Genomic DNA, 7,803 nt, shown 5'->3' with positions numbered 1-7,803 from the left:
GTTCGATAAACGCGCTGCGGCCAGCCGCTCCGGTCGATCCGGCAAAGCGTTCGCCCGTATGGGGCTGATCGATGATGGAGAGCACCGGCCCACTCTCGTCGGCCAGCGCAATCAGGACACACCAGGTGGGAAGCCCGGTCAGGAAGGCGCGCGTCCCGTCGATCGGATCAATGATCCAGGTCCGCCCAGAGCGCGAGGGTTTCGCCTCGCCTTCTTCACCGATTATGCCGTCATCGGGCCGGTGTTCGGCCAGAAGCGCGCGGATTGCGGCTTCGGCCGCCGTGTCGGCTGCGGTCACCGGGTCAAACCCGGCGGCGGCCTTGTTGATGGCTTCCGTGCCCGTTCGGAAATGGGCAAGGCTGGCGCGGCGGGCCGCATCGGCAAGCCTGCCAATCAGCTCCCGGTCTGCCTCGAAACGATCCACGCCCACCCCCTTTTGCCGCTCAGGCAGCATCGGGGGTGCCGGCGCCCCCGCAATCAGGCTGGTCCGGTATCGCGATTGCGCTGCGAAGGGTCAAGCGCGCTCTGAAGCGTCTTGGCCAGTTCCAGCAAGCGCTGGCGGGGGGCGCGCCCCAGCTGGTAATAGGCCCGGACGAGCTCAAGCGTTTCGCGCCGGGACAGAAGATCGCCAGGGACCTGCCCGTCGGGGGTGCGGGCCTTGAGCCCGTCATAGAAATGTTCGACCGGCGCGCCGAGCGCTTCGGCAATCTCGAACAGCCGGCTGACCGACATGCGATTGATACCGGTCTCGTATTTGTGGATCTGCTGGAAGCGTATGCCCACCCGGTCTGCCAGCTCTTTCTGGGTCAGGCCCATCAGCCGCCTGCGCCGGCGCAGGCGCTCTCCGACATGACGGTCGATATCGGGCCGGGCGCTGGGGCGGACAGAGGCCGCCTGGGTTTCGATGTGCATGGCCGGTCACACGCCTCCGCTGATCGATACGAATCGCATCGCGCTTTCAGCAATACCGTGCTTTTACCGTCAAAACAACTTATGGTTTATTCCGCAGCGAGCGATTGCGCGCCGTAAGAGTCCCGCAAGGCGCAGACAAAGCGCTCCAGCCTTTCCTTCACGCCCGCAAACCCGCCATGGGGAACCAGTGTGTGTTCATCCATGTAGAGGGCGCGGCTGATCTCGATCTGAAGGGCATGGCGGTTCTCGGCTGGCTTGCCGTAATGCTCGGTGACAAATCCGCCCGCATAGGGACGGTTACGCACAACCTTGAAGCCGAGCATGCGGAAGATGTGTTCAGCGCGCTCGGTCAGACCCGGTTCGCAGGACGACCCGAACCGGTCACCCAGGACAATGTCGGCGCCCCGCGCGCTTGCAGCGGGCATGGAGTGGCAGTCAATCAGGACGCTGAACCCGAAGGCTTCCCTCGCCCCGGTCAACTCCCCTGCCAGGGCCTTGTGGTAGGGACGGTAGCACGACGACAGGCGCTCGAAGGCCTCCTCGAGGGGCAATGTGCCGGGATAGATGCTGCATCCCTCTCCGGCGAGACGCGGAATGACGCCCAGACCGGCAGAGGCCCGCTGGCTCAGCTGACCGCAGATCGAGTGCACCCGCGCGCCGAACAGAAGCGGATCAAGCTCGTACTCGGCGCGGTTAGGATCGACATAGGAACGCGGAAAGAGTGCCCGCACCAGCGGAGCGCCTAGCGCCGGAACTGCCTCGAACAGAGCATCGACATGAGCGTCTTCCGACCGGCGCAGGACAGATTTCGACAGGGCCGCGCTTTTCAGGAAGCGATCAGGATAGCGCGAACCCGAATGCGGCGAAGCGAAGACCAGCGGCGAGAGGCGTTCATCGGGGCGCAATATCTCGACCGCCCTGTCAGGCGTAGGAGAAGCGGCGGAAGGGTGATCGGTGTTCATGCAAACATCTTCACGCTGACGCGAGCAGGGTCAATCACCAACCGCCCTGATGGACATACAGCCGATTGCAGCCCCCGTGTTTCACGTTCAACGGAATTTTACCACCTTGCCCTAGAGTGGGCTTGCGGTGGATAAAAAAGCTCCGGAGGGGATGGCAATGGCCAGGATACTGCTCGCAGAAGACGACGATTCCATGCGTGACTTTCTTGCCAAGGCGCTCACACGCGCCGGGCACGAGGTTGAAAGCGTGGCCGATGGTGAAGAAGGGCTGGATGCTCTGGGCGAACATGCCGGAGCTTTCGAACTCCTGCTGACCGACATCGTCATGCCCGGCGTGGACGGGATCGAGCTGGCGCGCCGCGCCGCCGAGATCGATCCGGCCCTGAAGATCATGTTCATTACCGGCTTTGCCGCCGTGGCGCTCAATGCCGGCCTGTCGGAAAAGCGCGAGGCGAAAGTGCTCTCCAAGCCCTTCCACCTGCGCGATCTCGTCGACGAGGTCGCCCGCGCGATGGAAGCCGCCTGACGCGCCTTTGGCACGGCTACGCCGGAAGCCTGCTCTCGCAGACAATGAAAAAGCCGCTCTCCCCAGCCGGGAGGGCGGCTTTTTCATGTGCGCCGATCCTGCAGAGAGGCGCCTGCCTCTATATGCCGGCCAAGAAAAAGGCCCGCCTCCGTGAGGAGGCGGGCCCGGTAGTCTCCGGCTAGAGCCGGTTCAAGCTTAGAACTGCTTGGTGACGTTCAGGAAGAAGGTACGACCGATGATGTCGTAGCCCGAACCCAGAACGGCGTTGCCGTTACCCAGCGTGGCGCCGGTGGCGTTGCCACTGACGACGGCCGGATCTTCAGCGAACACGTTGTTCACACCGGCACGAAGCACCCACGTATCGGCGTTATAGGTCACCGAGAGGTCGTGGTAGTACGTCGCGTCAGCCGACGTCACGTAGGACGAGAAGTCGATGAACGGCGTTGCCGGATCGTCATTCACGACGCAGCCCACATCAAGCGCGCTGCAGTTCGGGTACTGACGCTGCCCGTACGGGAAGGCGGCACCCGGAGTCGTGTCGGTGTACTGCGAGGCTTGCGAGCCAATGTAGCGCACGCGCCAGAAGGCCGACCAGTCACCACGCGTCAGACGCGCAGAGACGTTACCACGCCATTCCGGGTTACCCCAGCGGCCGACCACGTCGGTGACGGCAGACTGCGGCGTGGTCTGGTTGAGGATTTTCTCAGACCAGGTCCAGACCGTGCTGACATCGAGACGCATGCCACCGAAGGCATCGAAGTCCATGCCGAAGCGGCCGTTCATGTCGACACCCGACAGTTCCGAAGCGGCCACGTTGAACGGCGTGTTGTCGACCGACAGCAGCAGGCCGCTGTTCGGGTCACGCACGCGGCGTGCACAGAACGGGTCGTTCGGGAAGTTGTTCGAGTTGTAGCACTGGGCCAGACCGAACGCAGCGCCCGGCAGACCGATGGAGTCATTCACTTCGATGTTGAAGTAGCTGACGCCGGCAGTGAAGTCGAACTGGTCGAACCAGGGCTGGCTGACCACGAAGCCCAGCGACCAGGCGGTCGAGGTTTCCGGCTCGAGGTTACGGTTACCCGTACGGAAGGCTTCGATCGAGCTGGAGCCAGCAAGGCCCAGCGTGAACGGATTGACGCCTTCAGCCTGGCAGTTCGCGATGACCTGCGGATCCCGGTTGTCTTGCGCCGGATCATAGAGCGGCACACCAAGCGGGTTGTTCGGGTCAGGCTGACGGGCTGCGAGCGGAACGATACACGGGTCAGACGTACCCGCCACGAAGCCGGTCTGGCCACCCAGGAAGAGTTCGCGGGCGTTCGGCGCGCGGAAGGACGTGCCGTAGGTGCCGCGGAAGGTGAACCAGTCAACCGGCGAGTAGGCGAGACGGGCCGAGTAGGTGCCGTTCTGGCCGTAGAACTCGTGGTCGGTCAGACGACCGGCGAGTTCCAGCGACAGGTCTTCGATGAGCGGCTGGCCAGCAGCGATCGGGATCGAGGCTTCGCCGTAGGCTTCGAACAGGCTGACCGAACCAACCGAGAGACGGTCGGCGAAGAAGCCTGCAGCGCGGCCCTGAGCGGCAACCGCGTCAACGCCCGAGTTCAGCGAGTCACGGCGCCATTCGGCACCGAGCACCACCGACAGGTCGCCAGCCGGAAGCTGCATCACCGGACCGGTGATGAAGCCGCCCGCGATCGCCTGATCGACGCGCGTGGTGACCGTACGGTCGACGTAGAGATAGTCGATCTCTTCCTGCGTCGCGAAGCGGGCGTCAGACACGCCGTCGATCGGATACAGGCTCGGAGCGAACAGGTTGATCGGCACGCACGAGTCGGCGCCGATGAAGCCCAGACCTGCTGGCGTGTTGGTGCCGCAGATGATCTCGCCGTTTACGACGCGCGAGGTGGCGAGCGAGTGACGCAGACGGTCTTCGTCGAGACCGCCACGGCGGGCATAGCCCATGGAGCGGGTGTAGCCGGCGAAGAGTTCAAAGTCCCAGCTCGAGAAGCCCCAGCCGGCGAGATCGCCGCGCAGACCCGTGATGAGGCGGGTTTGCAGGACTTCCGTATTGTAGGTCCGGTCGGTCGGCCAGTGCAGGATCGGCGTGGTGTCCAGGCCGAACGGGTTGAACGGGTTGGACGCCGCAACCGTCGGGAAGAGCTGGCCACGGAAGCCGGATTGCTGGTTGGTCTGGCTGTTGGTGTGTGACGCTTCGAAGAAGGCGTTCACACCGTCAAGACCGGCCAGCGAGCTTTCCAGATCCACGTCACCCGTCATGAAGATCGAGTAGCGTTGCGATTGCGGGATCACGTCATCCTGACCTTCGAGGTAGGACGAGGTGTTCTGGCGGGCGCTGGAAGTGCCCGTCGACCAGCCAACCGGCAGGATGCCCGGGAAGTTGGTCGTGCCCGGCGTGCGGTACACGTCGGTGGTGTTGCCGCGGCGGGCGCGGTTGATGATCGCACCGGTACAACGCGATTGCTCGTTGCCGTTGGCGTCGATCCAGATGTTCCGGTAGCAGTAGAGGCCCGAAGACGGATCGAGGTTGTAGTCGCTGTCTTCCAGCTTCAGGCGGTTCTGGACGAAATACTCGACGGCGAACACGAAGTTCGAACGCGAGTCGCCAGCGCCCATGAGCAGGTTGTAGCGCTCGGAACGGGCAGCGCCGCTTTCCGGAATGCTGACGAAGGCATCAGCCTGAACGCCGCGGAACTGGTCACGCAGAACCACGTTCACCACGCCGGCAACCGCGTCCGAACCGTAAACGGAGGACGCGCCATCGAGCAGGATGTCGATGCGCTGGATCATGGAGGACGGGATCAGGTTCAGGTCGGGAAGCGCCGGAGCACCTTCCACGCCGGCCGGAGCAAAGCGGCGGCCGTTGATCAGCGGCAGGGTACGGTCAGCCGACAGGCCGCGCAGCGACACATTGTTCGCACCCGGACCACCGTCGGTGACGAAGCCACCGGTGGAGATGGTGTTGTCGAGCTGGACGCCCTGAGCAACCGTGGTTTGCGACAGGATCTGCGCAACGTCGATAAGACCCGCATCGCGGACTTCCTCAACGTCGATCACCTGCAGCGGCGCAGTCGACGTGAACGAGTCACGGCGGATACGCGAACCGGTTACGACAACGCGGTCTTCAATGGCCTCGGCGCCGGATTCGGTCGTCTCGACACCATTGTCCTCGTCTTCGGCATCAGCCTCTTGCGCGTAGGCAGCACCCGCCGCAAGGCCGACAGCCGCGAAGCCCGCAAGGATAGTCGAGCGCAGGAGGCGCTCCTTTTCCCAGTTTTTCACGATTATTTCCCCTTTGTAATGCGAGACCGACAGGGGCGGTCTCGAGAAAGCCATAATCTTTCCCGGGTGCAGTATGGCCAGCACATTACGGTCCCGTAAACCTCGGCTAGGCAGCCAGACGCAGGCGGGAGAGCATTTGGGCCACCCATGTTGCAAAAAAGTCATGAAATTGCGCTGCACCATTCATGAGGGGCGGCTTGCGCACCCGCAATCGCCGGGCTATATCGCCCGCTCGTTTCGGCCCGAACGGGTACGAACCGGGCGCGTAGCTCAGTTGGTTAGAGCGCTACGTTGACATCGTAGAGGTCACAAGTTCGACTCTTGTCGCGCCCACCATTTTCCAAGTCCTCCCTCACATCCGTTCGGTCGGTGCGGGCAACAGTGCCCGGCGCGCGGTCGCGCTAGCGGCGCTGTGCGCCGAAAGACCAAAGGCCGCCCGAGCCTTTGCGAGGCGCGAAGCCCGGATGGGCTGAGCATCACTAAAAACCTCCGCGCGTTCGCGCTCTCAGGCTGCAAAGCAGCCTGTCAGGGCAAAGCCTGCCCGCGACTTTTCGCGGAACATCGCAGCCCGGATGGGCTGCGGAGGTGAAGTCTTCGCATCACTAAAAACCCTGCAGCTTTCCGATCAGGGCGGCAGGCGGCGGGCAGGGCGTACGCGGCAGCGTCGTGGTCGCCCAGGCATAGATCATCCGCCCGCCGGTCAGGGCCTCGTCGCCCCGGAATATGCCCAGCCTGAAGGTCGCCGAGCTTCGGCCCACCCGCTCAAGCACGACACCGATCTCGATCAGCTCGTCAAATACGGCCGGCGCATAGAAGTCGGCATGAGCGCTGACCGCAAACGATTCGCTGCCAGACATGGTCAGGTCCTGCGGGATTTTCACGCCGGCGGCGCGCCAGAACTCGGTCAGAGCGACATCGAAATAGAGAAAATAATTGCCATTGAAGACAATGCCTTGCGGGTCGGTTTCCGCCCAACGCACGCGCAATGTGTGAAACCAGCGAAACTCGCGGCGCTCTGGCCGCTCCGGTTTGGTCGACATGGTCAAAGCCCCCGCCTGCCCCGCTCGCACCCGTCCAGCGAGTTTCTTTATAGAAGCTGTGATTGGCAGGGAAATTCAAGTCAGCCGGATCAAATCCCGAAACGGGCTGCCATGGCTTTTTCGAAGGCGCGCAGCTTGGCGCGGGCACGGCGCCATTCCCACCAGATGATCAGGACGCGCGGGCCATCCACCAGATAGCGCCGCCACATGCGCTTGGGCTCTTCAGCAAGGCGGTGCAGCCATTCCAGCCGGGCCTGCCGCATCCAGCGCGGTGCACGCTGTGTCTTGCCGGACAGGAAATCGAGCGAGGCCCCGACGCACAGGCCGACGCCGGTACAATCCCCGCGCTCGATGCACGCAGCCGCGATCATTTCCTGCTGGGGAGAACCGACGCACAGGAAGACAAAGCGCGCCGGATTGGCCGCGACGAAGGCCGCACAGTCGGCCACGGCCTGCGGATTGGTGCGAAGGCCCATGGGCGGTTGATGCCAGCGGACATCCTTCAGGCCATAGCGGGCGGTGACACCCTCGATCACATCGCTGTCGCCGCCAATGACCACGACCGGCTCGGCCGGGTCGATGGCATTGTCGAACAGGGCTGCAGTCAGGTCGGAGCCCGGCGTCACCTCGACCTCTTCGCCGGAAAAAGACGCGATCAGCTCCAGCACGCGGCTGTCGCACACGGTAAGCCAGGCCTGCGCATAGAGCGGTGCCAGTTCGCCGCCGCGTGAGAGGCGGACGAGGTGGTCCACATTCGGGGTCACGACAAAGGCGAACGGGCGTGACGGATCACGGCGCACGATGCGCTCCAGCGCCACGTCAAAGCCGATCCGGTCAAAGGCAGAGTTCAGAAACCAGATGTGCCGCGCCCGCACACGCCGGTCCTCGCCCCTCAAGGGGCGGCCCTGCAATGTCGATGTATCCAGCGGCAGTGTCATCAGGCGTCCCGTTACGGGCCAGTGCGTCTGGCCTTCGGGACGTCATGTGCAAGCATCAGACCGTCAGGATTTCCTCTAGCGAGGCGAATTTCCCTGCCGCCGTATAGCCCTTAGCGCGAATCTTGCTG

At 63.7% G+C, this 7,803-nt stretch carries 7 protein-coding genes and 1 tRNA gene; 2 read left to right on the top strand and 6 right to left on the bottom strand.

Annotation, left to right across the window (positions count from 1 at the left end):
* The 3 genes from ACTS2Z_RS10745 to ACTS2Z_RS10735 all read right to left on the bottom strand — a co-directional run.
* A partial coding sequence (locus ACTS2Z_RS10745) for an inositol monophosphatase family protein (RefSeq protein WP_442573204.1) occupies nt 1-424 on the bottom strand: 424 nt, incomplete at its 3' end.
* A gap of 53 nt (nt 425-477) precedes the next feature.
* Nucleotides 478-912 carry a helix-turn-helix domain-containing protein gene (locus ACTS2Z_RS10740; RefSeq protein WP_442573203.1) on the bottom strand — a complete coding sequence of 145 codons (435 nt, stop codon included), beginning with the start codon at nt 910-912 and terminating at the stop codon, nt 478-480.
* An 86-nt stretch (nt 913-998) separates the two neighbouring features.
* Nucleotides 999-1,874 carry an N-formylglutamate amidohydrolase gene (locus ACTS2Z_RS10735; RefSeq protein ID WP_442573202.1) on the bottom strand — a complete coding sequence of 292 codons (876 nt, stop codon included), beginning with the start codon at nt 1,872-1,874 and terminating at the stop codon, nt 999-1,001.
* 157 nt (nt 1,875-2,031) lie between these two features.
* Between ACTS2Z_RS10735 and cpdR the strand changes: the two genes are divergently transcribed.
* Entirely contained in the window at nt 2,032-2,400 is a 369-nt protein-coding gene (gene cpdR / locus ACTS2Z_RS10730) for a cell cycle two-component system response regulator CpdR (protein WP_442573201.1), read from the top strand.
* A 195-nt stretch (nt 2,401-2,595) separates the two neighbouring features.
* Here the strand turns inward: cpdR and ACTS2Z_RS10725 are convergent, their stop codons facing one another.
* Nucleotides 2,596-5,697 carry a TonB-dependent receptor plug domain-containing protein gene (locus ACTS2Z_RS10725; protein WP_442573200.1) on the bottom strand — a complete coding sequence of 1,034 codons (3,102 nt, stop codon included), beginning with the start codon at nt 5,695-5,697 and terminating at the stop codon, nt 2,596-2,598.
* A 259-nt stretch (nt 5,698-5,956) separates the two neighbouring features.
* Here ACTS2Z_RS10725 and ACTS2Z_RS10720 point away from each other — a divergent pair.
* Nucleotides 5,957-6,033: transfer RNA gene (locus ACTS2Z_RS10720), tRNA-Val, on the top strand.
* A 266-nt stretch (nt 6,034-6,299) separates the two neighbouring features.
* Here ACTS2Z_RS10720 and ACTS2Z_RS10715 read toward each other — a convergent pair.
* Nucleotides 6,300-6,737 carry an acyl-CoA thioesterase gene (locus ACTS2Z_RS10715; RefSeq protein WP_442573199.1) on the bottom strand — a complete coding sequence of 146 codons (438 nt, stop codon included), beginning with the start codon at nt 6,735-6,737 and terminating at the stop codon, nt 6,300-6,302.
* 89 nt (nt 6,738-6,826) lie between these two features.
* Nucleotides 6,827-7,675, bottom strand: a complete 849-nt coding sequence (locus tag ACTS2Z_RS10710; RefSeq protein WP_442573198.1) for a WecB/TagA/CpsF family glycosyltransferase — start codon at nt 7,673-7,675, stop codon at nt 6,827-6,829.
* Nucleotides 7,676-7,803 lie beyond the last annotated feature (128 nt).

The sequence above is a fragment of the Glycocaulis sp. genome, from assembly GCF_052168375.1.
Lineage (GTDB): Bacteria > Pseudomonadota > Alphaproteobacteria > Caulobacterales > Maricaulaceae > Glycocaulis.
Note: the sequence above shows the minus strand (reverse complement) of the source record. Positions and strands in the feature narration are given on the sequence as shown.

Excerpts from the sequence above, each read along its gene's own strand:
- ACTS2Z_RS10740 (WP_442573203.1), bottom strand. The coding sequence starts at position 912 with ATGCACATCGAAACCCAGGCGGCCTCTGTCCGCCCCAGCGCCCGGCCC.
- ACTS2Z_RS10735 (WP_442573202.1), bottom strand. The coding sequence starts at position 1,874 with ATGAACACCGATCACCCTTCCGCCGCTTCTCCTACGCCTGACAGGGCG.
- cpdR (WP_442573201.1), top strand. The coding sequence starts at position 2,032 with ATGGCCAGGATACTGCTCGCAGAAGACGACGATTCCATGCGTGACTTT.
- ACTS2Z_RS10715 (WP_442573199.1), bottom strand. The coding sequence starts at position 6,737 with ATGTCGACCAAACCGGAGCGGCCAGAGCGCCGCGAGTTTCGCTGGTTT.
- ACTS2Z_RS10710 (WP_442573198.1), bottom strand. The coding sequence starts at position 7,675 with ATGACACTGCCGCTGGATACATCGACATTGCAGGGCCGCCCCTTGAGG.